The sequence below is a fragment of the Streptomyces sp. NPDC020958 genome (assembly GCF_055562175.1).
The window spans coordinates 1,194,071-1,220,001 of record NZ_JBVHFU010000001.1; the positions used below are offsets into that span (position 1 = coordinate 1,194,071).

The 25,931-nt window shown below is 70.9% G+C and carries 20 protein-coding genes and 2 pseudogenes; 15 read left to right on the plus strand and 7 right to left on the minus strand.

Translation table 11 applies throughout. The features are described 5' to 3' along the window. Positions 1-47 precede the first annotated feature (47 nt). The 4 genes and pseudogenes from ACZ3KP_RS05410 to ACZ3KP_RS05425 all read left to right on the plus strand — a co-directional run bounded on the left by ACZ3KP_RS05410 (position 48) and on the right by ACZ3KP_RS05425 (position 3,666). Positions 48-1,253 carry a thiolase family protein gene (locus ACZ3KP_RS05410; protein WP_467496552.1) on the plus strand — a complete coding sequence of 402 codons (1,206 nt, stop codon included), beginning with the start codon at positions 48-50 and terminating at the stop codon, positions 1,251-1,253. Then, a complete protein-coding gene (locus tag ACZ3KP_RS05415) occupies positions 1,250-1,945 on the plus strand; it encodes a 3-oxoacid CoA-transferase subunit A (protein ID WP_358985080.1) in 696 nt (231 codons plus the stop codon). The genes ACZ3KP_RS05410 and ACZ3KP_RS05415 overlap by 4 nt, the downstream gene beginning before the upstream one ends. Beyond that, positions 1,942-2,589 carry a 3-oxoacid CoA-transferase subunit B gene (locus ACZ3KP_RS05420; RefSeq protein WP_467496554.1) on the plus strand — a complete coding sequence of 216 codons (648 nt, stop codon included), beginning with the start codon at positions 1,942-1,944 and terminating at the stop codon, positions 2,587-2,589. The genes ACZ3KP_RS05415 and ACZ3KP_RS05420 overlap by 4 nt, the downstream gene beginning before the upstream one ends. A 73-nt stretch (positions 2,590-2,662) precedes the next feature. Continuing rightward, positions 2,663-3,666, plus strand: a pseudogene (locus ACZ3KP_RS05425) (IS5 family transposase). 413 nt (positions 3,667-4,079) lie between these two features. Here the strand turns inward: ACZ3KP_RS05425 and ACZ3KP_RS05430 are convergent. Then, positions 4,080-4,517 carry an Rrf2 family transcriptional regulator gene (locus tag ACZ3KP_RS05430; RefSeq protein ID WP_467496556.1) on the minus strand — a complete coding sequence of 146 codons (438 nt, stop codon included), beginning with the start codon at positions 4,515-4,517 and terminating at the stop codon, positions 4,080-4,082. Between the two features lie 121 nt (positions 4,518-4,638). Here ACZ3KP_RS05430 and ACZ3KP_RS05435 point away from each other — a divergent pair, with 121 nt between their 5' ends. From ACZ3KP_RS05435 to ACZ3KP_RS05450, 4 genes and pseudogenes are all read left to right on the plus strand, one after another. Then, complete coding sequence (locus tag ACZ3KP_RS05435; RefSeq protein ID WP_467496558.1) at positions 4,639-5,283, plus strand: NAD(P)-dependent oxidoreductase; 645 nt, start codon at positions 4,639-4,641, stop codon at positions 5,281-5,283. Between the two features lie 131 nt (positions 5,284-5,414). After that, positions 5,415-6,262: pseudogene (locus ACZ3KP_RS05440) on the plus strand (thioesterase II family protein). A gap of 145 nt (positions 6,263-6,407) precedes the next feature. Beyond that, complete coding sequence (locus tag ACZ3KP_RS05445; protein WP_467496560.1) at positions 6,408-7,823, plus strand: serine/threonine-protein kinase; 1,416 nt, start codon at positions 6,408-6,410, stop codon at positions 7,821-7,823. Between the two features lie 224 nt (positions 7,824-8,047). Next, on the plus strand, positions 8,048-8,221 hold the full coding sequence (locus ACZ3KP_RS05450) for a hypothetical protein (protein ID WP_467496562.1): 174 nt from the start codon (positions 8,048-8,050) through the stop codon (positions 8,219-8,221). A gap of 13 nt (positions 8,222-8,234) precedes the next feature. On the opposite strand, the gene ACZ3KP_RS05455 is transcribed toward ACZ3KP_RS05450, so the two are convergent. Both ACZ3KP_RS05455 and ACZ3KP_RS05460 read right to left on the minus strand, forming a co-directional pair. After that, the gene (locus ACZ3KP_RS05455; RefSeq protein WP_467496564.1) at positions 8,235-9,644 is read right to left on the minus strand and encodes a M1 family metallopeptidase; all 1,410 of its coding nucleotides are present in this window, start codon (positions 9,642-9,644) and stop codon (positions 8,235-8,237) included. Then, positions 9,641-13,642 carry a Pls/PosA family non-ribosomal peptide synthetase gene (locus ACZ3KP_RS05460; protein WP_467496566.1) on the minus strand — a complete coding sequence of 1,334 codons (4,002 nt, stop codon included), beginning with the start codon at positions 13,640-13,642 and terminating at the stop codon, positions 9,641-9,643. The genes ACZ3KP_RS05455 and ACZ3KP_RS05460 overlap by 4 nt, the downstream gene beginning before the upstream one ends. 263 nt (positions 13,643-13,905) lie before the next feature. On the opposite strand from ACZ3KP_RS05460, the gene ACZ3KP_RS05465 reads away from it, so the two are divergent. Together ACZ3KP_RS05465 and ACZ3KP_RS05470 are read left to right on the plus strand one after the other, a co-directional pair. Then, on the plus strand, positions 13,906-14,592 hold the full coding sequence (locus ACZ3KP_RS05465) for an LURP-one-related/scramblase family protein (RefSeq protein ID WP_467496568.1): 687 nt from the start codon (positions 13,906-13,908) through the stop codon (positions 14,590-14,592). Positions 14,593-14,963: 371 nt separating this feature from the next. Next, positions 14,964-15,824: an endo alpha-1,4 polygalactosaminidase gene (locus ACZ3KP_RS05470; protein ID WP_467496570.1), complete on the plus strand. Its 861-nt coding sequence runs from the start codon at positions 14,964-14,966 to the stop codon at positions 15,822-15,824. 21 nt (positions 15,825-15,845) lie between these two features. Here ACZ3KP_RS05470 and ACZ3KP_RS05475 read toward each other — a convergent pair whose 3' ends face one another. Then, positions 15,846-16,676 carry a polysaccharide deacetylase family protein gene (locus ACZ3KP_RS05475; RefSeq protein WP_467496572.1) on the minus strand — a complete coding sequence of 277 codons (831 nt, stop codon included), beginning with the start codon at positions 16,674-16,676 and terminating at the stop codon, positions 15,846-15,848. A gap of 125 nt (positions 16,677-16,801) precedes the next feature. Further along, the gene (locus ACZ3KP_RS05480) at positions 16,802-17,494 is read right to left on the minus strand and encodes a LamG domain-containing protein (protein WP_467496574.1); all 693 of its coding nucleotides are present in this window, start codon (positions 17,492-17,494) and stop codon (positions 16,802-16,804) included. Positions 17,495-17,766: 272 nt separating this feature from the next. Here ACZ3KP_RS05480 and ACZ3KP_RS05485 point away from each other — a divergent pair, with 272 nt between their 5' ends. Further along, entirely contained in the window at positions 17,767-19,185 is a 1,419-nt protein-coding gene (locus ACZ3KP_RS05485; RefSeq protein WP_467496576.1) for a cytochrome P450, read from the plus strand. Between the two features lie 148 nt (positions 19,186-19,333). On the opposite strand, the gene ACZ3KP_RS05490 is transcribed toward ACZ3KP_RS05485, so the two are convergent. Further along, positions 19,334-20,182 (minus strand): alpha/beta hydrolase, encoded by an 849-nt coding sequence (locus ACZ3KP_RS05490; protein WP_467496578.1) that lies wholly within the window; start codon positions 20,180-20,182, stop codon positions 19,334-19,336. 91 nt (positions 20,183-20,273) lie between these two features. Here ACZ3KP_RS05490 and ACZ3KP_RS05495 point away from each other — a divergent pair, with 91 nt between their 5' ends. Continuing rightward, positions 20,274-20,870, plus strand: a complete 597-nt coding sequence (locus ACZ3KP_RS05495) for a DinB family protein (protein WP_467496580.1) — start codon at positions 20,274-20,276, stop codon at positions 20,868-20,870. Positions 20,871-21,032: 162 nt separating this feature from the next. Here the strand turns inward: ACZ3KP_RS05495 and ACZ3KP_RS05500 are convergent, their stop codons facing one another. Continuing rightward, entirely contained in the window at positions 21,033-23,264 is a 2,232-nt protein-coding gene (locus tag ACZ3KP_RS05500; RefSeq protein WP_467496582.1) for an alpha-L-fucosidase, read from the minus strand. A gap of 383 nt (positions 23,265-23,647) precedes the next feature. On the opposite strand from ACZ3KP_RS05500, the gene ACZ3KP_RS05505 reads away from it, so the two are divergent. The 3 genes from ACZ3KP_RS05505 to ACZ3KP_RS05515 all read left to right on the plus strand — a co-directional run bounded on the left by ACZ3KP_RS05505 (position 23,648) and on the right by ACZ3KP_RS05515 (position 25,931). Then, positions 23,648-24,379: a FadR/GntR family transcriptional regulator gene (locus ACZ3KP_RS05505; protein ID WP_467496584.1), complete on the plus strand. Its 732-nt coding sequence runs from the start codon at positions 23,648-23,650 to the stop codon at positions 24,377-24,379. Positions 24,380-24,683: 304 nt separating this feature from the next. Continuing rightward, positions 24,684-25,424 (plus strand): PucR family transcriptional regulator, encoded by a 741-nt coding sequence (locus ACZ3KP_RS05510; protein ID WP_467496586.1) that lies wholly within the window; start codon positions 24,684-24,686, stop codon positions 25,422-25,424. Positions 25,425-25,646: 222 nt separating this feature from the next. Beyond that, positions 25,647-25,931, plus strand: a complete 285-nt coding sequence (locus ACZ3KP_RS05515; protein ID WP_358983740.1) for a response regulator transcription factor — start codon at positions 25,647-25,649, stop codon at positions 25,929-25,931.

The window sequence follows — 25,931 nt, forward strand, 5'->3', positions numbered from 1 at the left end:
GATATGCGTACTTCAGAATATCGCGGCCAGGGACTAGCGTCGCTGCCATGAGCGCTTTCCTGTACGCCGCGACCCGGACGCCCTTCGGCCGCTTCAACGGGGCGCTGGCCGGCGTCCGCCCCGACGACCTCGCCGCCGCCGCGATCACCTCGACGCTCGCCCGGGTGCCGGGCCTCGACCCCGCCGCCGTCGACGACGTGGTGTGGGGCAACGCCAACGGCGCCGGCGAGGAGAACCGCAACGTGGGCCGCATGGCCGCGCTGCTCGCCGGCCTCCCGGTGAGCGTGGCCGGCACCACGGTCAACCGCCTGTGCGGATCGAGCCTCGACGCGGCGATGACGGCCAGCCGCACCATCGAGTCCGGCGACGCCGAGGTGGTGCTCACCGGCGGCGTGGAGTCGATGACGCGCGCGCCGTGGGTCCTGCCCAAGCCGGCGAAGCCCTTCCCGGCCGGTGATGTCACCGCCGTCTCCACCACGCTCGGCTGGCGACTGGTCAACCCGCGGATGCCCAAGGAGTGGACCGTCAGCCTCGGCGAGGCCAACGAGCAGCTCCGGGAACGCTTCGGGATCTCCCGCGAACGCCAGGACGCCTTCGCCGCCCGCTCCCACCAACTCGCCCACGCGGCCTGGGAGTCGGGGTTCTACGACGACCTGGTGGTGCCGGTCGACGGCGTCGACCTCACGCGCGACGAGGGCATCCGGCCCGGATCGACACCGGAGGTGCTGGCGGGGCTCAAGCCGGTCTTCCGCACGCCGGAGCAGGGCGGCACGATCACCGCGGGCAACGCCAGCCCGCTCAACGACGGGGCCTCCGCGGTGCTGCTGGGCAGCGAGAAGGCCGCGGCCACGATCGGGGCCGACCCGATCGCCCGTATCGCCGGCCGCGGCGTGATGGCGCTGGAGCCGCAGGCCTTCGGCTACGCCCCGGTCGAGGCCGCCAACCGTGCCCTGGCGCGGGCCGGGATCGGCTGGGACCAGGTCGGCGCGGTCGAACTCAACGAGGCCTTCGCCGTGCAGTCGCTCGCCTGCCTCGACGCGTGGAAGATCGACCCCGCCCTCGTCAACCAGAAGGGCGGCGCCATCGCGATCGGCCACCCGCTCGGCGCCTCGGGCGGCCGCATCCTCGCCACGCTGGCGAAGGTGCTCCGCGAGACCGGGCAGCGCTACGGCGTCGCCGCGATCTGCATCGGGGTCGGCCAGGGCCTGGCCGTCGTCCTGGAGAACTGCGATGCCACGGGGGCGGCCCAGTGAGCCGGACGGAGATCGTCGAGTCCGCCGACGCGGCGGTCGCCGGGATCGAGGACGGCTCCACCGTCCTGGTCGGCGGATTCGGCCTGGCCGGGATGCCGTTCGACCTGATCGACGCGCTCATCCGGCAGGGCGCGAAGGACCTCACCATCGTGTCCAACAACGCCGGCAACGGCGACGTCGGCCTGGCCGCGCTGCTGGCCGCCGGCCGGGTGCGCAAGGTGTTGTGCTCCTTCCCGCGCCAGGCCGACTCCTGGGTCTTCGACGACCTCTACCGCGCGGGGAAGATCGAACTGGAGGTGGTGCCGCAGGGCAACCTCGCCGAGCGGATGCGCGCGGCCGGAGCCGGCATCGGCGCCTTCTACTGCCCGACCGCGGTCGGCACGCCACTGGCCGAGGGCAAGGAGGTGCGGGAGATCGACGGCCGCACGTACCTGCTGGAGTATCCGATCAAGGGTGACTACGCGCTGATCGGCGCGCACACCGCGGACACGCTGGGCAACCTCGTCTACCGCAAGACGGCCCGCAACTTCGGACCCGTCATGGCCACGGCCGCGACGACGACCGTCGTCCAGGTCGAACAGGTAGTCGAGCCCGGGACGCTCGACCCCGAGGCCGTCGTCACCCCGTCCATCTACGTCGACCGGATCGTCCAGGTGGCGGCCCGGCACTACACCGTGCAGGGGGCACGATGACCACCCCGTCCACCGACCACCGGCTCTCGATGGACGAACTGGCCGCCGTGATCGCACGTGACATCCCGGCGGGTGCCTTCGTCAACCTCGGCATCGGGCAGCCCACGAAGATCGCCGACCACCTGCCGGCCGGCTCCGGGGTGGTGCTGCACACCGAGAACGGCATGCTCAACATGGGGCCGAAGGCCGAGGGCGACGCGATCGACCCCGACCTGACCAACGCCGGCAAGGTCCCGGTGACGGAGCTGCCGGGCGCGGCGTACTTCCACCACGCCGACTCCTTCGCCATGATGCGCGGCGGGCACCTCGACGTCTGCGTCCTCGGTGCCTACCAGGTCGCCTTCGACGGCGACCTCGCCAACTGGCACACCGGCAGGCCCGACGACATCCCCGCGGTCGGCGGCGCCATGGACCTCGCCATCGGCGCCAAGGACGTCTACGTGATGATGACCCTCTTCACCCGCGCCGGGGAGCCCAAGCTGGTGCCGCGGTGCAGCTACCCACTGACGGGCGTCGGCTGCGTCAGCCGCGTCTACACCGACCACGGCGTCTTCGACGTCGGCCCCGAGGGCGTACGGATCCGTGAGACGTACGGCGTCAGCGCGGGCGAACTCGCCGAGCGGCTCGGCATCACGCCGGACTAGGGCGCGTATCGAGTCGTGATCAATTTGCGGGATGCGCCTTCGTGGCACGGTCCAGTCCGATAGACCGTCTTGCGTGACGCGAGCGCAACTGACCGACCCGGAGTGGGAGTTAATCGAGCCGTACCTGCCGATCGGCGAGTACGGCCCCTACCCCGAGCGGCTGCGGCAGCAGTTCGAGGGCGTGATCTGGCGCTTCAAGACGGGCGGGCAGTGGCGGGAGATGCCGACGGAGTTCGGTGCCTGGTCGACTGTCCATAACCGCTTCCGGCAGTGGCGTGATGCCGGGGTCTTCGAGGCCCTGCTGGAGGGCCTGATCGCGGAAGCCGCGGAGCGGGGTGAGGTGGACCTGTCCCTGGTCAGCATCGACTCCACCACCGCCCGGGCCCACCACGACGCGGCCGGGATGCACCTCGACGAGGACGTCATCACCGCCTTGGAGAAAGCCGCCGCCGAAAAGGAGAAGGCCAGGTCAAAAGGGGCGGCCTCGAAGAACAAAGCGGGCAGGACACTGAAGACGATCCCGCGCGGGAAGAACGACGACGCATCCGGCGACGGCGGAAACTCCGGCTGAAGGCCGCTCTCCTCGGACGCTCCAGAGGCGGGCAGACCAGCAAGGTCCACCTCGCCGGCGACCGGAAGTGCCGCCCGCTGGCGTTCGTCCTGACTGCGGGCCAGGCAGCGGACAGCCCGCAGTTCATCCCCGTCCTGAAGAAGGTGCGGGTGCGCGGGCCCGCCGGCCGCCCCCGCACCCGGCCGGACGCAGTCGCCGGGGACAAGGCGTACTCGTCCCGCGGAAACCGCGCCCACCTGCGCAAACGCCGTATCAAGGCGGTCATCCCGGAGAAGAGGGATCAGGCCGCCAACCGGAAGAAGAAGGGCTCAAGAGGAGGCCGGCCCGTCAGCCATGACGCCGACCTCTACAAGGAGAGGAACACCGTGGAGCGCCTGATCAACAAGCTCAAGGCGTGGCGAGGCATCGCCACCCGGTACGACAAGACCCCCGACAGCTACCTCGCCGGCCTCCACCTGCGCGCCTCAATGATCTGGATCAGAGATCTCACCCGGACCACCCGGTGATCACAACTCGATACGCGCCCTAGGGGCTGTCCGGCGGATCATGCCGCAGACGCGGGGTCTGGCACGCCCTCTCCCGCTGCCCGAAAGGCGTGGGGGGACCCCCAGCGGCGTTGTCGTCGGTCGCCGACGTCCCCCAGCCTCCGGCCGGGAGGTGCCCCCACCGCGTCGCCCGCCGCGGCAGCGGCTGATCGGCCACGGCTCCTCCGCCGTGCAGCCGGACGCACTAGACCCCGCTCACCTCGGCCGACGAGTCACCCTTGCTTTCCTGCGACCTGATCCGCCGGACAGCCCCTGGAGCTCTGCGCGCGGCCCCGTGACCGCCGACGCTACTTTCGGCACCGCCCACGTACTCCGGCTCCGGCCCGGCCCGAGCGCTCGGGCCCGTCTCGCTTGTCCGGGTCGCGCCGGCGGGCTCAGCCGCCGTCCACCGCCAGTGCGGTGTCCTCCCGCAGCACGTCGGCGACGGTGGTGCGGGCGAGTTCGCTCAGCAAGGCGCGGCGTGCCCGCCGGTCCAGCGCGAGGAGGCTGTGGTGGACACGTCGGCCGGCCGGGCAGTCGGGCTGTGGGGCGTGCACGCCCAGGACCGGGTCCTCGCCGTTGAGCGCCAGCCAGATCATGGCGAGGTCGATCCGCTCGGGGTCGTGTTCGAGCATCCAGCCGCCACGTGGTCCGGGCTGCGAGCGGACCAGCCCGGCCGTCCGCAACCGGCCGAGGATGCGGCGCGCGTGCGCGGCGTTGGTCGCGGGGCTGACGGCGAGGGACTGCGAGTCGCGCCACTCGCCGGGACTCCCGGCCAGCAGGGTGAGCAGGTGCACGCCGACCGCGAACCGGGTGTTCGTGGGCTGTGACATGGGTTCATGGTACGACCTGCGGCGGAAACCGTACCTATTGCTGTTACAGTTACATTCGTAAGCGCCGCGGTTGCGAATTGATGGGCGCTGGAACATCTGACACATACCCAGGGAGATCCCCATGGCGATCATCACCGTCTTCGGCGCGACCGGTTACGCCGGCGGCCACATCACCGACGAGGCCCTGCGCCGTGGCCACGAGGTCATCGCGGTCAACCGCACCGGCTCCGCCGAGGCCCGCCCCGGGGTCACCCCGGTCGCCGGGTCCCTTGACGACGAGGCCCTGGTGCGGGACCTGGCGGCCAAGTCCGACGTACTGGTCGTCGCGGTCCGCGGCAGCGTCGACGGAGAGCCGTTCCTGCTCCCGCTCGTTCCCTCGCTGCTGACGGCGGCGGCCGAGGGCGGTGCCCGGCTCGGCGTGGTCGGCGGCGCGGGCAGCCTGCACACCACCGAGGGCGGCCCGAGGCTCATCGACTCTCCCGATTTCCCGGAGGCCTACAAGGCCGAGGCGGGATCGCACGCGCAGGTCCTGGAGGCACTGCGGACCGCGGACACGGACGCCCACTGGTTCTACGTCAGCCCGGCCGCCGAGTTCGGCGCCTGGGTCCCCGGTGAGCGCACCGGCGTCTTCCGTGTCGGCGGCGATGTGCTGCTCTCCGACGCCGAGGGCAGGTCCTTCATCTCCGGCGCCGACTACGCCATCGCCTTCGTCGACGAGATCGACAGTCCCGCTCACCGCCAGAGCCGCTTCACCGTTGCCTACTGACCCGTCCCGGCCGCCCCGGCGTCGTCGCCGTGCCGGGCCTCGCGCTCGCCCCGCCCGCGACGCCGCCGGGAGCGCGGTCTCGGCCCTGCCCGCCGGGCCGGGCCGCTCGTAGGCCTGCTCCTGACGCCCTCATGCGAGGACGCAGCCGTGCTCGCGCCGCTCCTCGGCGGGGTGCTATCGACCACTCGGTGTCGCCGTGCAGCCGGTTCGGGGGCGCGTCTGGCGTCGCCGGGGACGAGTTCCGTCTACCCGAGTCCAGCGAGTCGGAGGGCGTCACCCGCCTGGTCTGCCTCCCGCACGCGGGCGGTTCCGCCACCTTCTTCGCCGCGCTGCCCGAACTGCTGGGCGACGACCTGGACATGCTCGCCGTCCAGTACCCGGGCCGTCAGGACCGCCGCAACGAACCCTTTCCACCGAGCCTGGACGCCCTGTCCGAGCAGGTGGTGGCAGCGCTGCTGCCCTTTGCCGACCGGCCCCTCGCCGTCTTCGGACACTGCCTCGGCGCGGCACTCGGCTACGAGGTGGCCCGCGGCCTCCAACGGGCCGGCCGCCGGTCGCCCTGTTCGCCTCCGGCCGCCGGGCCCCCTCCCGGCACCGGCCCGAACAGGCCCACCTCCTCGACGACGAGGCACTGCTGCGCGAGGTGCGCGCGCTGAGCGGTACCGACCCCCGGGTCTTCGCCGACGAGGAAATCGTGCGGATGGTGCTGCCGGCCATCCGCGCCGACTACCGCATCGTGGAGAACCACCGCTCGGCCCCGGGTCCCCTTCTCGACTGCCCGATCACCGTCCTCACCGGCGACGCCGACCCGAAGGTCACCGCGGACGAGGCCCGGGCCTGGCAGCACCACACCACGTCCGCCTTCGACGTGGTCACCTTCCCGGGCGGCCGCTTCTCCCTCACCGCGCACGCGGCCGACGTGGCCACGACGATCACCACCGCCCTGACCGCCGGCCGGTCTCTGCCCAGCCCGCCCTGACGGCTCCGCGGATCGCCCTCTCGCAGGCGGGCGCGGTGAAAATGCTTGTCGTTGTGCAAGCAGCCGCTGACGGGGTACCTGCGTGCCACGGCCCGCAGTCAGCGGGCGTCCGGCGAGTGCCGGTGCGCGGAATGGGGCGATCGAGGTGACAGTGGCCGAGGTACGGAATCCCCGGGCCGTTCCAGGCTTCGCCAGGGTTCTGGGGGGCCGTTACCGGCTGGACGCGCTGATCGGCTCGGGCGGATCCGCGAACGTCCACCGCGGACTGGACCTCCGGCTGCGCCGGGCGGTGGCGGTGAAGGTCTTCCGCGCCGGTACCGGCTTCGACACCGAGGAGGACTTCCGCAGCGAGGCGGTGATCCTGGCCCGGCTGCAGCATCCAGGACTGGTGACCGCCTACGACGCCGGATCCCAGGACGGCGAGCCCTTCCTCGTCATGCAGCTGATCGACGGCCCCACCCTGAAAACCCGAATAGCCGAGGGCCCCGTCCCGTGGGAGACCACCGCCACGCTCGGGGCACAGCTGGCCGATGCGCTGGCGCACGCCCACGAGAAGGAGATCGTCCACCGGGACGTCAAACCGTCCAACATCATCCTCGACGCCTCGGGCCGGCCCCACCTGACGGACTTCGGGATCTCCCGCCTGCTGGACGCGACCACCCGCACCGCCACCGCCACCCTGATCGGCACGGCGGCCTATCTGTCCCCCGAACAGGTGCTGGGGCACCACGTCGGCCGTCCCGCCGATGTCTTCGCTCTCGGCCTCGTCCTCCTCGAATGCCTCACCGGCCGTCTCGAATACGACGGCGGCCCCCTGGAGTCCGCGATAGCGCGCCTGCACCGCCGTCCGGTGCTGCCCGACTTCCTGCCCGAGGCCTTCGCCGCCCTGCTGCGCGACATGACCGCTCTGGACCAAGCGACCCGGCCCACGGCACGTGAATGCGCCCAGGCCCTCACCCGTCTCGCCGCTTCGGGCGCGACTCCTGCCGCATCCGCTCCGCGGCCCGCGCCCGGCGCCGTGCCGCGGACAGCCGTGGATCACACCGACCGCACACACCGCAGCCTGTCACCCGCCGCGGACGCATGTCTCACCCCGAGCGTCCCGGAAGGCCCGCCGCGGCTGTCCTCCCGGCCCCTGTCCGCCCGCGGCCGCCTGCGCGTACGAGGGTCGGCGGCCGCCCTGGCCGCCCTCGCCGCCGTCGGCCTCGTCGTCGGCGACGGATTCTCGCAGCGCGACGCCTCCAGTGAAGCGGCCCCGTCGGTCACCGATCCCGCCACCCCGTCCGCGTCCCACGACAGCGCCGCCCACCACGACGGCGCGACGCGGCCCAGCAGCCCTTCCCCCGCCGCCCGCCCGGCGGACGACTCCGCCCGGATCCCCGGCACGCGCCCACCCTCCGACTCCGCCGGGCCCACCACCCGTGCAGCCGCCCCTCCTCCTCACGCCGTCGAACAGACCGCGGCCGACACGGTCGGCAAGGGCAAGGGGGCCGGACACGGTGAACCACCGGGTCAGACACGGAAGAACCACCATGGCAGGAAGGCGGCGCATGCCAAGTGAGGGAGTCTCCCGTACCGCCCGCAGGCCGTCGTGTCCGAGAGGGAACCGATCCGGGCCGCGGGGATCGACGAGGCCCAGGATCAGCCGCCGCCACCCGGCCGACTCCACGTCGCGTCCCGCCTGGCGGAACCGGACGATGCCGACGCAACAGGCCCCCTAGACTCGGCCCTCGCCCGCGGCCCGATGGCCGAGCGGGTGTCGTCAGCGGGAAAGGGACCAGTACGGTGAGTGCAGCGGCACAGAGCGACGCTCCGATCTACGAACGGCTCATACGCGAACGGGGTGATGTGGCCGCCGACGCGCGCAGGACGGCAGAGGCGACCTGGCGGGAGGTCAGCCGGGCCATGGACTTCCGCCTCCCGTACACGAGCGCCACGCACGACGTCAGGCCCCGTTGACCGTCCACACCTGTCAGGCCGCGGCGGGCGGCAGGGGCGGGAGACGGGTGTCGTAGAGCCAGGTGCGCAGCAGTGGTTCCGCTGTCGCGGGCATGGCGCGTCCGGCGTGGGCGATGAAGGTCGCGGTGTCCGCGCTGCCACCGCGGTGGGCGTGGTGCCAGCCGCGCAGCATCGAGAAGAACCGCTCGTCGCCCGCTGTCAGGCGCAGCGCGTGCAGGGTGCACGCGCCGCGGTCGTAGACGCGGTCGTCGAACATGCGGTCCGGTCCGGGGTCGGCGATCCGCAGGCCGTCGTGTCGCCTGGCCATGGCGTGCCAGGCCGCCCTCGCGAGGGCGTCGGCGGAGTCCTCGCCGATGTGCTCCGACCACAGCCACTCCCCGTAGGTGGCGAAGCCCTCGTTGAGCCAGATGTCCCGCCAGTCCCGCAGACTCACGCTGTTCCCGAACCACTGGTGGACGAGTTCGTGGGCGACGAGCGTCTCCCACGTCCGGCCGCCGTCGACGTGGTTGCGGCCGAAGACGGACGCCGTCTGGTTCTCCACGGGCTCGTCCAGATCGGCGTCCACCACGACCGCGCCGTACGTCTCGAAGGGATACGGGCCGAACCAGCCGGTGAAGGTCTCCATCATCTCGGGCTGACGGGCCAGGTCGTACCCGGCCCGCCCGGCGATGCGGGCCGGGTACGCGTCGCGGCCGGTGATACGGCGGCCGGTCGCGGTGTCACGCGCCCGCCAGGACCGGTGGGCGAAGCGGCCGGTGTACAGCGCGGCGAGATAGGGGGCCATGGGACCGGGGTGGTGGTACGTCCAGCACTCGGTCGGACCCGTGCCGGCCCGCTCCACGAGCGTGCCGTTGGCGATCACCTGGTGGCCGCGTGGCACGGTCACCCGGAAGGTGAACTCGGCCTTGTCGTCCGGCCGGTCGTTGCACGGGAACCAGGACGCGGCGCCAAGCGGCTGCGCGGCCACCAGGGTGCCGTCGTGCGGGTCGCCGGTGCGGTCCCAGCCGATGAGGCCGAACGGGGTGCGCACCGGGCCCGGCCGGCCGCCGTAGCCGACCTCCAGGGCGAACGGCGTGCCCGCCCTGATCGGCCGCGGAGTGGGCAGGACCAGCTTGCGCCCCTCGCGGTACGGCCGCGTGGGAGCCCCGTCGACCAGGGCGTCGTGCACGTTCAGCCCCGCGAGGTCGAGGTGGACCCGCCGCAGCGTCCGCTCGGCCACCGCGCGGACGTGCGCCCGGCCGTCCAGCGTGGCGGCGGCCGGGTCGTACGTCAGGCGCAGGTCGTAGGCGAGCGTGCGGTGGTCGTGGGTGCCGTGGCTCGCGAAGTAACGCTCGGCACCGCGCGGCAGGCTGTCCGTGGCGGTCACCGCCAGGGGGACGAGCGCCGCGCCGCGGAGCAGCGCACGACGGCTGCACCACGTCATGCCGCTTCCCCTTCCTCGCCGAGGCGGTCCTTGACGCCGGTCGCGGGGACACCGGCGATGGGGTTGCCCGCCCAGCGCGTACCGTCGGGCACCGTCTCACCGCGCATCACGAGGGAGGCCGCGCCGACGGACGCGCCGGCACCGATCGTGGTGCCGGGCAGGGCGATGCTGTGCGGGCCGAGCGAGGCCCCGGCGCCCAGGCGCACGGCGTCCATCCGCATGATCCGGTCGTGGAACAGATGGGTCTGCAGGACACAGCCGCGGTTGACGCTGACCCCGTCACCGAGGCTGACCAGATCGGTCTCCGGCAGCCAGTACGTCTCGCACCACACCCCGCGGCCGACGCGCGCGCCCAACGTGCGCAGCCACCAGTTCAGTGCGGGCGTGCCGAGGTGCGCACCCGCGCCCCAGGGCACGGCCAGCGTCTCCACGAACGTGTCGAACAATTCGTTGCGCCACACGAACGACGACCACAGCGGCCGCTCGACCGGCCGGAAACGCCCCACGAGCAGCCACTTGGCGCCGGTCGTCACGAGGCAGGCCACGACCGCCCCGGCAAGGAGCAGGGGAGCGCCGACCAGGGCGGCCGGCACAAGCCCGCCGCGGTCCAGGGCTTCCTGCCCACCGAGGAACAGGCACTCCGCCAGGAGCGTGCTCAGGATCATCGGCAGCAGCCGACACAGCTCCACGGCCGCGCGGGCCGCCACCAGCCGCCGGGGCGGGGCGAACGTCCGCGCCGGGTCGGTGCTGTCGGGTACGCGCGGCAGCGGCATCACCGGCCGGCCGATCCAGGACATGCCCGGCCCGCCGCCGGCCGGCGCGTCGGACAGCACCCCCACCAGGGCCCGGTCGGGGACGTCGTGGCCGGGCGCGACGATGCCGGAGTTCCCCACGAACGCCCGCGCCCCGATGCGCACGCTTCCCAACCGAAGCCATCCGTCGCGCAGTTCGAACGGCGCGACGAGTGTGTCGTCGGCCAGGAAGGCCCCGTCGTCCACGCGCAGCAGGGACGGCAGCGGCAGCACGGTGGAGACCTCGGTGCCGCGGCCGACGCGCGCGCCGAGCAGCCGCAGCCAGTACGGCGTGGCCAGACTCGCGTAGAGGGGGAACAGGCTGCCGCGGGCACCGTCGAGCAGCCGGGTCACCAGCCACGCCCGCCAGGCCACGCCCCCGTCCGCACGATGCACGCCGGGCCTGATCGAGCGGCTCAGCAGACGCACGGTGACCGCGGTGACCAGCATCCCGCACACCGTGGTCAGGACCGTGAACAGCGGCGCGGCGGCCAGCAGATGCCCGGCCGCGTCCGGCAGCGTCGGCGTGTCACGGACCAGCAGCCAGGCGACGAACAGCGCCGGGGCCGCCGCGACCAGCGACAGAAGCGGCAGCAGGCCGAGGGAGAGTGCGTAGGCCGCATGCCAGGAGCGCGAGCGGCCCGCGGGCCGCTCGGGCCGGCCGGCGCCCGCGAGGCGCTGCGCGGGCCCGGCCGGCCGGGCCGGGGAACCGGTCCAGACCTGGCCGTCGGGGATCCGGCCGTCGAGGCAGCCGCCCGCGGCGAGTTCCGCGCCGCGTCCCACCACGGCGCCCGGCAGCAGTGTGCTGCGGTGGCCCACCCGGGCGCCCGCGCCGACGGTGACGGTGCCGATGTGCAGCGTGTCGCCGTCCAGCCACCACCCCGCGATGTCCGCCCCGGGCTCGACGCTGCATCCGTCGCCCAGGTCGGCCAGGCCCGTCACCGGGGGCGCGGCGTGCAGCTGTACCTCGCGTCCGGTACGGCAACCGAGGATCCGGGCGTACCGGACGGCCCACGGGGTGCCGAGCAAGGCGGGCACACCGAACGCGGCCACCGCCCGTTCCGCGGTCCACAGCCGCAGGTGGACCCGCCCGCCGCGCGGATGCTCTCCGGGGGTGATCGAGCCGGCCAGCGCCCGGGCGAGACCCGCGCCGATCAGGCACCGCAGCGGCGCGCTGAACAGCATCGCCCAGCCCACCAGGACCAGCCACCACGGCGTGTGCGGGGCCCAGCGGTGCGGGGCGACCCAGCCGAGCACGTTGTCCGCCCCCGCCAGGCCGACCAGGCCGCGCAGCGCCGTGATCCCGTAACCGGCCTGGGTGACGACGAACTGGACGACAGCGGTCCGCCGGGGTACCGGCCGGACGGGGCGTACCTCCCGCACGGACCCGGCGAGCGAGTCGAGATGGTCGGCCATGCTCCGCAGCACCGGGTGCCGGTAGAGGTCGGCGACGGACAGACCCGGATGGTCCTCACGCAGCAGCGAGGCCATTCGGGCGGCGGTCAGGCTGCTCCCGCCGAGCTCCACGAAATGGCTGTCGGGGCCGGGGCGCAGGCCCAGCAGCTGCTCCCAGACGTCCGCCAGCCGTGCGGCCGTGCCGTGCAGCAGGTGCGCGGTGTCACCACGGTCGGCGTCGGCCAGGGCCACCGGCCAGGGCAGCGCATCGCGGTCGACCTTGCCGGACGCACGCGTGGGCAGGTCCGGCACCTCGGCCAGGACCGGTACGAGAGGTGCGGGCAGCCGGTCGGCCAGCAGCGCCCTGGCCTTGGCGGCCTCGAAGGCGGAGCCGCCGTCGGGGGCCCGCCGGGGGAGGACGTAGCCGACCAGCACCTGGGCACCGGCCGCCGTCGACCGGACGGCCGCGGCCGCCCCGCGCACGCCGGGCAGGGCGAGGAGGGCCGCGTCGATCTCGCCGAGTTCGACACGGCGGCCGCCGAGCTTGATCTGGTCGTCGATGCGCCCGAGGAAGACCAGTCCCTCGGCGTCGGCGCGCACCAGGTCGCCGGAGCGGTAGGCGCGTGGCGCGTCCAGCGCCGGGCAGGCCCGGAAACGTTCCGCGTCCTTGACGGGGTCGAGGTAGCGCGCGGTTCCGGCGCCGGCGATGACCAGTTCGCCCTGCTCGCCGTGGGCCACCGGTTGCCCGGTCTCGTCCACCACCGCCAACTCCCAGCCGGCCAACGGCAGTCCGATGCGTACGGGCTGTCCGGGGACCAGCGGGGCGGCACAGGCGACGACGGTGGTCTCCGTGGGACCGTAGGTGTTCCACATCTCCCGTCCGGGGCCGGCGAACCGTTCGACCAGGCCGGGAGGGCACGCCTCGCCGCCGAGGATCAGCAACCGCACCTGGGCCAGGGCCTCCTGGGGCCACATGGCCAGCAGGGTGGGGACGGTGGAGACGACGGTGATCCCACGCCTCGCCAGCCAGGGACCCAGCTCGTGACCGGCCCTGACGAGGGCGCGTTCGGCCGGCACCAGGCAGGCACCGGACCGCCATGCCAGCCACATCTCCTCGCAGGAGGCGTCGAAGGCGACGGACAGTCCCGCCAGCACCCGGTCGCCGGGGCCGAGCGGACGGTCCCGCAGGAACAACGCGGCCTCCGCGTCCACGAAGGCGGCGGCGGAACGGTGGGTGACGGCCACGCCCTTGGGCGCGCCGGTCGAGCCGGACGTGAAGATGATCCACGCGTCGTCGCCGGGAGCGGGTACCGTACCGGCCACCGCACCGGACGGCGGCACGAGGCCGGCGGGTGACGGGTGCGGCCCCATGACATGGCAGACGCCGGCCTCGCGGAACACCGTGGCGGCGCGCTCCTCGGGATCGTCGGCGTCGACCGGCACGTAGGCCGCGCCGCAGCACAGTACGGCGAGGATCGACAGGTACAGTTCGGCGCCGCCCGACGGCACCCGGATGCCGACCCGGTCGCCGGGGCCGATGCCCTGGTCGGTGAGGTGCCGGCCGCGGCGATGGACCTCGGCGCACAGGTCGAGGTACGACAGCACCTCGGCGCCGGTGTCCAGGGCCGGTGCGTCCGGGTGCCGGGCGGCCGTGGCCCGCAGGACGTCGACGAGGGTTCGGGGTGACGCGGCCGGGGAGGAGCGGAAGAGGGCCCGATCACCAGGGGGTTCCGGGGACGGCGCCGGGGTATCGAGTGCGGTCGATGTCAAGGTCGTGCCTCTTGCTTCCTGTACAGCGGGCTGCAAGCCCATTACAGGCTGTCAGAGGGCTGTGCGCGGCGCGGCGTTCGCCAACTCCGGGCAATTGATTGCGTGCTTTTTCATGGGCTGAAAATGACGAGTCGCAGACCCTGACGAGCCGATTTCGATTTCGGAAAGAAATGGGCGAGAAAATGGTTCATTGCGCGGCGCGAGCCGGTGTTCGACAAAAGAGCGCGTCCGTGATGCGTCACGGTGTCGCAACGAGACGGTGCGCGGCCGACCGGACCCTGGTCCGTGCGGGTTAACGTGCCGCAGTGACCACACAATCGAACACACCTGACCCGAAGGTCAGTCGCCAGGTGCAGCAGCAGGCCGGGATCACCGCGAGCGGTCCCGGCGGCGGCACCCTCTTCACCGAACCGGTGCTGGTCGTGAACCAGAAGGCGAAACTCATAGAACTGACCAACGAGTACAAGGTCATGGACCAGCACGGCAACCAGCTCGGCTCCGTGGTCGAGGTCGGGCAGAGCGCACTGCGCAAGGTCGTGCGCTTCATCAGCGACTGGGACCAGTACTTCACCCACCGGCTGGAGATCCGCGACGCTCAGGGGCAGCCGGTCCTGCACCTGACCCGCCCCGCGAAGATATTCAAGTCGCGGGTGATCGTGGCCCGTCCGGACGGCGAGGTACTGGGCGAGCTGGTCCAGCAGAACGTCTTCGGAAAAATCGACTTCGCCATCAACGCCGGTGGTCAGCAGATCGGCGCCATCAAGGGAGAGAACTGGCGCGCCTGGAACTTCGCCGTCGTCGACCAGGCGGGGACCGAGGTGGCCCGGATCACCAAGACCTGGGAAGGCCTCGCCAAGACCATGTTCACCACGGCGGACAACTACGTCCTCCAGATCCACCAGCAACTCCCCGATCCCCTGCGGAGCCTGGTCGTCGCCACGGCGCTGACGGTCGACACGGCCCTGAAGCAGGACGCCCGCGGACTGGGCTGACACCGGGCCGCGCCCGGCGCGGCGCGGACTCCCACACGTCGGGGCGGCAGAGCCTGTCCCGACCGTGAAGGCTCCCCCCGGCGAGGAGCGCGGCCGGGACGACGGCCGGGCCGGCCCTCGCACGGGACGTCGTACGCGACCACGGCGGGCACCTGGACCCCACCGCCGCCGGGGCGCCCGAAGACGGCACAGGCCGGTTGCGCCGGCTTTGATATCGTCACGGTGTCGGACCGCCCAGCGCCGTCGCGGTCCGCGGAACCGTGGCATTCCCAGCCGGTAACACGGGCCTACGAGCCGTCAGCCCGGCCCCAGTCGCCAGGACCACGCGCGTCCGAGGCGGGGCATGCTCTCTCATCCAGAGGCAGACCGTCATGCGCACCTCCCGGGCCGGCTCCCGTCCTGCCACCGTCCCCCTCGCCGCCGCCTTCCTGGCCGTGGCCCTCCTCATGGCCGGCTGCTCCAGCACTCCGACCACCGACGCGGGCACAACTTCGCAAACCCCCACGGCGAACGCCTCCGCACCGCCCGTCCACGCCGGAGTCGACTACCAGCTCGGTGGCGCCTACACCCCGCCGAAGGGCGTCTCCGTGGTCTCCCGCGACCACACGGCGTCGCCCGCCGCGGGCCTGTACAACATCTGCTACGTCAACGCGTTCCAGGCGCAGCCCGACGCGCAGAAGGAGTGGGACGCCGACCTCCTGTTGCGGGACGGCTCCGGGAAGGTCGTCATGGACGAGGACTGGGGCGAGGCGATGCTCGACATCGGCACCCCGGGCAAGCGCGCGCGGATCGCGCAGAAGGTGGACGGCTGGATCGACGAGTGCGCCGACAAGGGATTCGACGCCGTCGAGCCGGACAACTACGACAGCTACACCCGCGCCCCGCACGGCCTGCTGACCGCAGCCGATGCCGAGGCGTTCCAGACCCTGCTCGCCCGCCACGCACACGCCCGGCACCTCGCCGTCGCCCAGAAGAACACCCTCGAACTCGCCAAGGACCGCAAACGGGTCGGCCTCGACTTCGCGGTGGTGGAGGAATGCGGGCAGTACGACGAATGCGGTTCCTACGTCGACGCGTTCGGCGACCACGTCATCGTCGTCGAGTACACGGAGAAGGGCATGAGGAAGGCCTGCGCGGGCTGGGGCGACCGGATCAGCGTCGTCCGGCGTGACCTCGACGTCACCCCGGCCGGACACGACGGCTACCTGCGCGAGACCTGCGACAGCTACTGACGGCGTCCCGAGCCGGGAGGCTCAACCGGTCGGCGGCTGGATGTAGTCCTCCAGGCGCGCGACGGCGAAGCCCTGCTCATGGATGCGCCGGAGCAGGTTGGCGAACATCCGCGTCATCGTCGTGCCCTTGAGTTCGGACGGTCCCCGGAAGTGGGCCAGGATGATGTCCCCGGGGCGCAGCTTCTTGTCCGCTGACTGGTACTGCATGTTGCGGATCTGCATGGACTCCCGCCACCACACGATCGCGCGGGGCCCGCACTCCCCGACCGCGACCTTGGTGTCGGTGTTGTACGCGCCGTAGGGCGGGCGGAAGAGAAGGGGCGCGGTGCCGTACTCCTGCGTGAGGATCTTCTGGTCACCGCACACCTCTTCCTTCTGGCGGGCCAGGGGGAGGGTGCTCATGACGGGGTGGTGCAGGGTGTGGTTCTGGATGTGGTCGCCCAGTGCCTGCAGCGGTTTGAAGTAGGCGTAGTCGGACTTGACGGCGTCGTTCATCAGGAACATCGTGATCGGGACCCGCAGGTCCCGCATCATCCGGATGAACCGGGGGTCCTTCTCCTGCCCGTCGTCCACCGTGATGAAGACGACCTTCTGCGCGGTCGGTATGTGGGTGAAGACCGGGACGGTTCCGGTGGCCGCGAGCCTCACCGGCTTGTCGACCGGCGGTCGCGGGGCTGCGGGCAGCGGCGCCAGGCCCCAGCTGCGCCAGGCCGCCGCGGTGTCGGCACGGCCGGGCGCGGTGCTGGTGGTGCCGTGCGATGCGGTGGGCCGGGAGGCGGCGCCGGCGTGGCCCTTCCTACCGCCCGCGTCGCAACCGCCGACCACCAGGGCCACTGCGACCGTCCCCGTCACCGACCGGTACAACCTGCCCCGGCTCCCGCGCTGCTTCACCGTGTCCGTCCCTCACCTGGCATCGATCCTCCACTCGCCGAAAGGTAACCCGGCGACACTAAAAAGGGATCAAGGGTGAGGTGTGATTACGCCAGTCGCTGCGGTGCCGGGTCCGCCTGGTGCGCAGGGGCAGGGCGGCGTACCACCAGGTTCTCGACCTGGAAGGACAGCTCGGTGGTCGTGGGGTCGGGACGCGGGTGGTAACGACCCGCGCACACGGAGAGGTTGACGATCAGGTAGGCGTGCCAGCCGGCCCCGACGCCCCTGCCGTCGGCGAACACCTGTGCGCCGTTGAGTGTCCACACGACGTTGCGGCGGCCGAAGGTCACGCCCAGCGCGACGGTACTGCCGGGCCGTACCCCGGGATGGGTGACGTAGCTGTGTCCCTGGCGTACGTGGTTGCTGAGTTCCAGCAGGTCGGGGTTGTCGGGGTGGTACTCGAAGACGTCGACCTCGTTGCCGCCGTCCCGCCATGTCCAGATGGCGGGCCAGGCTCCCACGCCGGTGGGCAGGCGCACGTCCGCCCGGAGCTGGTCCCCGGTGCGGACCGCGAAGCCTTCGGCGCTTCCCTCGGTGGTGAGCAGCCCGGTGTTCCACCAGCCGTCCGCCCTGGGGGTGGCCCGGAAGGTACCGCTGCGGGAGTAGGCGGGATCGGCGGTGAGGTAGTCCAGCTTGTCGTCGTCCGGGTTGGTGGGGCCACCGTCGGGATAGGCCCAGGAGTGCCCGGCGATCCACTGGCGTTCGGAGGTGAAATCTGCGCTGAAGACGACATCGCTCACGTGCGTGCTCCCTCGGCGGCCGGGGACGGCGGCGACATGCCCGATTGCTTTCCGGGGCTGCCGTCGCCCATGCGGCGGCGACGGGAACGGAAGCGCCTGTCGAGCGTGTGGGTGACGCACACGCCGCGCCCGGTCGAACGCCCGTCCGGCGAGTCAACGGCCCACTCGAACAGCCGGTGTGTCACGCGAGGTTCACCGGCACGGTGCATCAGGGGTAGGTGTCATGGGCATGTATTCGGGCGTTTGATCCCTCCCCCACGAGGAGCGAACGCGTGCTGAACGCACCCACCACGTCACCCACCCCCACCCCCACGGCCCCCGGCGGTCTGCCGCTGATCGGGCACGGGCTCCGGCTCGTCCGCGACCCGCTGCCGTTCATCACCTCGCTGCGCGCACACGGCAGTGTGGTGCGCATCCGCATCGGTCCCACCCCCGCCTACGTGATCACGGACCCCGCACTGACCCGCCAGGTCCTGGTGACCGACGCCGCCCACTTCCCCAAGGGCGGCAGGTACTACGACGCGCTGCGGGTCTTCCTCGGTGACGGAGTCGCAACCGTCACCGACGGCGACACGCATCTGCGCAACCGCCGTCTGATGCAGCCCATGTTCAGCAAGGCGCACATCGCCGAGCGCGGCAACGCCATGATCGACCAGGTGCGGACCACGGTCGGCGCCTGGCCCGCGGCCGAGCCGCGCGACATGTTCGCGGGCATGAACGAGATCACGCTGGCCACCTTCCTCGTCGCCGTGTTCGGCGCGGACCTGCCCGGGGGCCTGGAGGGCGAGTTCACCGCCCTCATGCCCGAGATCATGAAGGGAACGATCCGGCAGGTCGTCCTTCCGCCCTGGATCACGCGGCTGCCGCTGCCGGGCAACCGCGCGCACGCCGACCGTGTCGCCCGTCTGCGCAGCCTCATCGACCGGGCCATCGACCATCACGCCGACGTCACCGCACCGGGATCCGCCGCGGCGGCCGGTGCGTCCGGCGCCGAGGCATGCCCGCACGCGTCCCAAGCGGTGGGCCGACAACAGGCGGGCCTGTTCGAGACCTTGCTCGGCGCCGAGGAGCAACTCGGCCGCCGGCAGCTCCAGGACGAGGCCATCACCCTTCTGGCAGGAGCGATCGAGACCACCGGCACCACCCTCGCCTGGGCGCTGTACGAGATCGCCGAGAATCCCGCCGTCGAGCGACGTCTTCGTGAGGAACTGGCCTCGGTGTGCGAGGACCGGCCGCTGCGCTACGACGACCTCGACCGGCTCCCGTACGCGCGCAGGGTTCTGCAGGAGGCCATCAGGAAGTACGGACCGTCCTGGATGGTGACGCGGACTGCCGCCCGCGACACCGTCCTCGGCGGACACCTCATACCCGCAGGGGCGGACGTCGTGTGGAGCCCCTATCTGCACCAGCACGACTCCTCCTACTTCCCCGACCCGGACACCTTCGACCCGGACCGCTGGGAGGCGGACCGCGCCGCGACATCCCGAGGCCCCTTTCTCGCCTTCGGCGACGGCCGCCGCAAGTGCATCGGAGAGAACTTCGCCTGGGTAGAGCTCCACATCATCCTCGCGACCGTCCTCCAGGTCTGGCCCCGGTTGAAGCTGACCTCCCGTCCACCGCGCCCCCAGGCCGTCATCACCGTCAAGCCCGACGCCCTGGCCATGGAATTCCATCCGGACCCGGCCGACTGAGGCGTCGGGCGAGCGGCTGACGTCTACAGGACGGTCGACGGCAGTGCCCCGTGGTGAACAGGCGCTCCTCTCCCGTGCGGACACCCGGCTCAGGGCCGAGTTCCGCACGCCGGAACCGGCTTCGCAGGGTGGGTGCTTGCTGTGTCGGTCAGTCCTCGTCGGGCCGCCACAGCCAGCGCAGCGCGTCCGGCAGCAGGACGCCACCGTGGTTGGGACTGTGTCCGCCGTCTCCCAGGACCAGGCGGAAGTCGTAGCCCGCTTCGGCGAGCGCCGCGGCCACGCGCAGGTTTTCGGCGAGCCAGTTCCCCTGCGGCTCGTTCCAGCGGAGGTCGCGGTGGCCGGCTTGCAGGAAGATGCGCAACGGCCTCCGGGGGACGCGGGCGATGAGGTCCGGGTAGGGGTTGCCGCCCGGCATCTGCGCGAAGCTGGACAGATATCCGATGACGCGGCGGAACGTGTCCGGACGCAGCCACGCGGCGGTGAAGGCACAGTTGCCGCCGCTGCTCCCGCCGCAGATGCCCCACCTGTTCGGTGACGGCGCGATGCTGTAGCGCTCCGCGACCCGCGGGATGATCTCGGTACGGAGGAAGGTGGCGTACCGGTCGTCGAACGCGTCGTACTCGTGGTTGCGGTTCTTGGGGTTCTCCGCGTCGGGGAAGACGCCAGGATCGACGAACACGCCGATGGTGACGGGGATGTCGCCGCGGTGAACGAGGTTGTCCAGGACGATCGCGCCGCGTACCTCCCCCGCCGGGTCCAGGTACCACCAGCCGTCCTGGAACACCATCAAGGACGCCGGTTCCGCCGGATCGTACCGTGCGGGCACGTGGACCCAGAACTTCCGGAAGGTACCGGGGTAGACCTCGCTGTCTCGCCACTCGAACGCGACCGTCTCGCCTGCGGGCACGCCCGGCCGCAGTGCGGAATCGGGTCCGTGGACATAGCGCACGTCCGACTGGTCCCTCGGGAGTGGCTGATAGGGCATCTCGACGGTCACGGGGAGCCACCTTAGGGCAACCACCGTTCTCGACCACAAGGAAATTCCACGTCGCCGCCGGTTGTCAGTGCCGGGTGGGAGACTTCCCGGCATGATCGAACCGAACCCGAAAGCGGACCTTCTCCGGTACCTGCAAGAGGCGCGTGACGCCCTGTTGTGGAAGCTCGACGGGCTCTCGGAGTACGACATCCGCCGCCCGCTGACGCCCACGGGCACGAATCTGCTGGGGCTGGTCAAGCATGTCGCCGGCGTGGAACTGGCCTACTTCGGCGATACATTCGGACGGCCGTTCTTCGAAGAGGCGCCACCGCCCTGGTGGTATACCGAAGAACCTGAGAACAACGCGGACATGTGGGCCACCGCGGACGAGTCCCGGGAGCAGATCGTCGGGTTGTACCGGCAGGCGTGGGCGCACTCCGACCGCACGATCGCGGCGCTGGCGCTCGACGCGGCAGGTCACGTCCCGTGGTGGCCGGAGGCACGACAAGAGGTGACACTGCACCACATCCTCGTGCGCGTGATCTCCGACACCCAGCGGCATGCCGGCCACGCCGACATCGTGCGGGAGCTCATCGACGGATCCGCCGGATACCTGCAAGGCAAGGAGAACCTGCCGCCGGAGGGGCAGGAGTGGTGGGAGAACCACCGGAACCGACTGGAGCGCGTGGCCCGGGAAGCCGACGCCTGACGCACCCAGCAGCTCCCGGCTGTCTTCGGCGTCGCCGCGCGGCGTACACCTGCGTGCCGACGGCGGCCAGAGCCTGCCTGCCCCTCGTCTTCCGCGGTACCGGGACCCGCTCAGCAGCCCCCTCGGGACCGCGGAAAACTCGTCGGCGAAGAGCGGCTCAGCTCACAGGGCGGTGAGCGTCCACAGCAGGTTGGCGCTGGAGCCGTACGTCCACTGTTTGGTGACCGAGCCGGAGGACACGTTGCCGCCACCGTCCAGGACGAGGCCTGTCGTCCGGTTGGCTATGGAGTAGCGGCCGTCACCTCGGTGGGTGATCAGCCACTGCTGGTTGGTGCCGCCGTTCCAGGCGGCCTGCCGGGCGGCGGAGCCGTCGGAGGTGGCGCCCCAGCCGTCGGCGACCATGCCGTTGGTGCGGTTGACCAGTTTGTAGTAGCCGCCGCCGACCTCGACCGCCTGCCACTGCAGGTTGGTGCTGCCGTCCCAGGTCCACTGTTTGAGGTTCGATCCGGAGTCGACGTCACCGCCGCCGTCCAGGGCCAGGCCGTCGGTGACGTTGACGACCTTGAAGTACGCGGCCGGGTCGAACTGCACCTTCAGCGAGGTGACCTTGTCGTTGTTGCCGGTGTTCCTCAGGTCGGAGGTGTCTGCGGTGAAGGTCCAGGCGGTCCCGGTGAAGCTGTCGCCCGAGTAACCGATGACCCGGTAACCCGGCGCGAGCCGCAGCGAGGACAGGGTGCGCGGGCCGAGGCCGGCCAGCGTCAGATCGTCCGCCGTGTGGTCGCCGAGTGCGAGGACGGTACCGGTGCCCGAGTAGCCGACGTCCTTGAACGCCACGGCCCCGGCCGGCGGGCGCAGGCTGGGGATCTCGCCCCGGAAGCTGAACTTCAGCACATAGGCCTGGGCGGTGAAGGGCGCCGACGACGGCAGGGCGACGGTGAGGCCGGTCGCGTCCTGCGTCGGAGCCGCGAGGCTGCGGTAGGAGCCCGCGGTCGAGTCGAGCAGCTGCACCGACTGGAGCGAGGAGACGTCGATCCGGGCGGAGTTGAGGGTCTTGATCGTCAATGAGCCGCCCGGCCAGCCCAGCACGGTGGCGTACAGGACCTTGTTGGCCTTGTCGCGGGTGAAGCGGATGTCCTGTGCCGTACCGGCCGTGGGGCTGGTGAAGGATCCGCCGCCCATTTTCGTGGGGCCCTCGCCGTACGCCGTCCAGGCGCGCGTCTCGTAGACCGACTCGCCGAAGCGCTTCAGGTAGTCGCCGATGGCGAGCAGGACGTCGCGCTGTCCCTGGGGGATGGTGCCGTCGGCCATCGGTGCGATGTTCAGCAGCATGTTGCCGTTCTTGCTGACCCGGTCGATCAGGGCGTGCAGCATCTGCTCGGTCGAGTAGTAGCCGATGCCCTGCGTGTAGCACCAACTGGAGCTGGAGATGCTGTCGTCGGTGAGCCAGTAGGGGTTGGTGAGGTCGGCGGGGCCGCCCCGTTCGAAGTCGAAGACCTCGCCGTGGCTGTCGAGGCCGTCCTTGTAGGTGGCGACGACCTCCTTCCCCCAGGTGGCGGCCTGGTTGTAGTAGTACGACAGGAACTTGAGCCGCTGGGTCTCGTCGACGTGGTCGAGGCGCCAGTCCTGCCAGAGGATGTCCGGCTCGGCGAGGTCGACGACCTCCTTGAGCTTGTCGTACCAGAGCTGGTTCTCGTCGGCCGAACTCAGTTGTCCGTAGAGCTTCTTCAGACTGTCGTCGGTCTGGGCGGGCGCGTACTCGTAGTAGCCGGTGAAGTTGTAGGCGTGGTGCATCGCCACCAGCAGCTTCAGGTTCTTGGCGCGGATGGCGTCGGTGAACAGCCGCAGCAGGTTCAGGCCGGGGCCCTTGTCGACGGAGTTCCACTCGTTGACCTGGCTGTCCCACATCGAGAAGCCGTCGTGGTGTTCGGAGACCGGCCCGGCGAACTTCGCGCCCGCGTCGACGAACAGCTGCGCCCACTCGGCGGGGTCGAAGTTCCCGCCGGCCGTTTTGAGCCGGGGCTTGAACTCGGTGAAGTTGCCGGCCAGGTCGTCCGCGCCGTTGATGAAGTCGTGGAACGGCCACACCGACGGATCGCCGTAGGTGGCGATGTGGTGCGCGTTGGCCCTGCTCCCGCTGTCGTACATGTTCCGCGGGTACCACTCGCTGTCGTACGCGGGGACGCTGAAGACGCCCCAGTGGAAGTAGATGCCGAACTTGGCGTCGCGGAACCACTCGGGTGCGGCGGTGTGCTGGTTCACGGAGTCCCACGTGGGTGTGTAGGTGGCGGTGGCCGCAAGGGCGCGGGTGGGCGCGATCGCGTCGGTCGCGACCGCGGCCGCGACGACGGCTGTGGCGCCGGCGACGAACTGACGTCTGCTGAGCGAACTCGACATGTGGAAATCCCTGATGCAGAGGGGGGGACGAGGGAGACCCGGGCGCCGGATGTTACGGACGAAGGTCGTGCCTGTATCCCGTCCATGTCAACCACTGTGCAGGGATGAATACCGACTCTGCTCGGCGCAGTAGGGGGGTTATGCGACCTTATGTCGGAATCTTTGAGGTCTAGACATGCCATGTATTCTCCCGGTCTTGATGCAGGTCGGGCGGCCGTGCGGGAAGATTGATGGGACGGATACGGTGGCTCGGTGAGCCCCTCCCCGCCAGGCATCCCAGTATCATCAACGTCACCCTGGGCATGCGGAGCCCGGAACGGGTCGAGCGGAAGGCGCAACTCCGTGGCCGATCGGTTCCCGAACGACGGCGGAAGGAGTTCGCGGTGTCCCTGACGGACAAGGCCATCGAGCAGATCCGTGAGCTGATCCGCTCCGGCGCGCTCCCTCCCGGTTCCAAGCTGCCCCCGGAGCCCGACCTCGCAGCCCAACTGGGCCTGTCGCGCAACCTCGCCCGCGAGGCGGTCAAGGCGCTGGCCGTCGCCCGCGTCCTGGAGGTACGGCGCGGCGACGGCACCTACGTCACCAGCCTCCAGCCGAGCCTCCTCCTGGAGGGGCTGGGCGGTGCGGTGGAACTCCTGCAGGGCGACGCGGGTGCCCTGCGGGACCTGATGGAGGTGCGGCGGCTCCTCGAACCGGTCGCCACCGCGCTCGCCGCGACCCGCATCACCGACGAGCAACTGGCCGAGGTGAAGCGGCATCTGGACGCCATGCGGGAGGCCCGTGACGACGTCGAGCAGCTCAACGCGCACGACGCCGCCTTCCACCGTGCGGTCGTCGCGGCCACCGGCAACGAATCCCTGCTCACCCTCCTGGAAGGGGTCTCCGGCCGCACCCTGCGCGCCCGCATCTGGCGCGGCCTGGTCGACGACGCGGCCTCGGGCCGTACCCTCGCCGAGCACGAGGCGATCTTCACGGCGCTGTCCCGGCGCGACGCCGCGCTCAGCCAGGCCGCCGCACTGCTTCACGTGAGCAACACCGAGCAGTGGCTGAGAGATCACCTCCAGGCCCAGGAACCGCCGGCCCCGGCCGGACGCAAAAGACCTATAGGAAACTGACTTGCGGGTAATAACTTAAATAGTTCAAGTAGTCATGCTACGATCTTTGCGGTCGGAGCGACTTCCCGCACGCTCCGATGTGCCCTCGGTGTTATTGCGAAAACCTGCCCGATACAAGCTCTCTCTATGCCCCGGCCGAAATGAACGCCAGGAAATGCCTCGGCGACATCCATGAAACGCGTCAGGTGGGGGGACCTGCGACGCAAATGCACCAACCAGAAAGTTGAGATGCGAAATGGTCGAAATGACAGGCAGGTCGTTATTTTCGGTCGATGGGCTCCGCTCGACACCGGACGAGGGTCCGGTGGCTGGCTTCGAGGCGAAGGCGCGGGCCGCAGGGCAGGAGTGGGGCGAGGAGCCGGACGCCCTGGTCGAGCTGCTGTGCCAGGCCGCGGCAGGCGACCCGAGGCTGGCCGCCCTCATGCGCGCCGGAGGCGGCCTGCTGCACACTCCCCGGTACCTGATCGCGGTCGCGAGGCTTGCGGAGCCCGGCCGGCAAGTGGCCGCGTTGCGTGCGGTCGCGGGAGAGGACGCGCTGCTGACGCACCGGGACGGCGACGTCGTGCTCTTCATCCCGGCAGCGGGCCCGGGCAGCGGAGAACGCTCGGTGACGAGGCTGGCCCAGTGCCTGGGCGGCAAGGGCTGGCTCGCGACCGCGGAACGGGACAGAGCACGCCTCGTCGACGGGCTCGACGAGGCGTGCTCCGTCCTGAGGCTGGTGGTGGCCGGACTGCGTCCGAGCGGTGCCTACACGATCTCGGACGTGCTGGTCGAGTACGCGGTCACGCTGAACGAGAAGGTGCGGACCGACCTGGCCGCGATGATCAGACCGCTTCGGGCGCACAAGGTTCTGTGGGAGACGCTGACCGCCTTCGTCGACTCGGACTACAGCAAGAACAAGACGGCACGGAGCCTGTTCATCCACCGCAGCACGCTGGACTACCGCCTGAAACGCATCGAAGACGTCACCGGCTGCGACCCGACCAGTGGCAGGGGTGCGCAGACACTGACGGCGGCGATGATCGCCGAAGCCTTGCAGAACTGACCAGGACGCCTCCCGAGGACGCGGCCGACGCCATTCCCAGGAATGCATCAATGCAAACCCGTCAATGCAAACCAGAGTAAAGTTCCGAAAAATTGGGAGAGAATTCCGAGGCGGACGGAAACTGCCAGGATGCAATGGCCCGGCAGTGACAAGGAGTGAGGGGAATCCCTAGGATCTCATCCCAGTACTTCGCGTCTGGCTGTACGGAATGGGGTGGGTGCCATGCGTAACGACCAGAACGGCTTCGACAATTTCAGGCCAGTCGGTGGCTGGATTCTGAGTTCGGTTCAGGCCAGGGTCCTGGAAGGTGTCGCGGCCGGCTTCTCCAGCGGACGGCTCTCGAGAGAGTTGCACCTCAGCTCGAAGACCATCGATTACCACGTCCGTGTCATGTCCGAGAAGCTGGAGGCACCGAATCGTGTCGCGCTGGTTTCGAGGGCGTTCGTCCTCCAGATCCTGCGAACGGACTCGTGGCCCCCGCGCATTTCCTGTGAGACCGCGGACTGA